This window comes from Streptomyces aurantiacus (assembly GCF_001418335.1).
GTDB classification, from domain to species: domain Bacteria; phylum Actinomycetota; class Actinomycetes; order Streptomycetales; family Streptomycetaceae; genus Streptomyces; species Streptomyces aurantiacus.
In genome coordinates this window covers 1-1,108 of the sequence record NZ_LIPP01000421.1, presented here as the reverse complement: position 1 = coordinate 1,108, position 1,108 = coordinate 1, and the positions used below count along the sequence as shown (strand labels likewise).

Sequence of the window (1,108 nt, the reverse complement as noted above, 5' to 3'; positions counted from 1 at the left end):
ACGACGAACCCGCAGCCGACGCGGAACAGAACCCCCCGAACCCCCCGGCGGAGCCCACGGCAGCCACACCAACATCAACACCGCCCCCACCAACAACACCACGCCCCCCGTCCGGAACACCAACGCATACCCCTCCGTCAACGCCTCCGCCGAAGTCCCCCCAGCAGTCCGCGCAGCGGCAATCGTCGCCATCACCGACAGCCCCAGCGAACCCCCCATCGTGCGCGAGGTATTGATCAGCCCCGACACCAGCCCGGCGTCCTCCGGCCCCGCCCCCGACGTCGCCAGCGCGGCGAGCGGCGTCGCGGAGAGCCCGGCTCCGAGCATCATGAGGACGCCGGGGAACATGATCGTGACGACGTACGACCCGTCGGCGCCCATCGTCGACTGCCAGCCGAACCCGGCCGCCGCCACCAGCGCCCCGATCACCGCGACGTTGCGCACCCCCACGACCGGCATCAACCGCGGCGCGGCCTTCGAGCCCAGTATCACCGCCAGCGAGCTGGGTACGAGCGCGAGTCCGGCCTCCAGGGGTGTGTAGCCGAGCACGTTCTGCGCGTACAGCGTCATGAAGAACCACATGCAGAACATCGCCGAACCGCACAGGAACATCGCCACGTTCGCCGAGGACACGGACCTCAGCCGGAACAGTTTCAGCGGCATCAGCGGCGCCTTCGTCCGTGCCTGGACGAGCAGGAAGAGCCCGATCAGGGCGGCCCCGCCGGACAGCTGGACCAGTGTCCCGGCCGACGCCCACCCCTCGGCCTCGGTCTGCACGATCCCGTACGCGAGGATCGCGAGGCCCGACGTCACCAGTACGGCACCCGGCAGGTCGAGCCGCCGCTCGCCGCCGACCCGGCTCTCGACCAGCCAGAGCGCGGCGCCGGCCAGCACCACCGCACCGACCGGCACGTTGATCAGCAGGACCCATCGCCAGTTCAGGCCGTCGACCAGGAGTCCGCCGACGAGCCCGCCCGCCGCGCCACCGCCTCCGCCGACCGCGGTCCAGGTCGCGATGGCACGCGCGCGAGCGGCTCCCTCGGGCACGGCCGAGGTGAGGATCGTCAGTGTCGAGGGGGCGAGCACCGCCGCGCCGAGCCCCTGGACG

1 protein-coding gene is annotated in these 1,108 nt (G+C 71.8%); it reads right to left on the bottom strand.

Features of this window, described 5'->3' with window-relative positions; all coding sequences use genetic code 11:
* The coding region (locus AOK01_RS42165; protein WP_157871647.1) for an MFS transporter at positions 1–1,108 on the bottom strand (1,108 nt) is incomplete at both ends.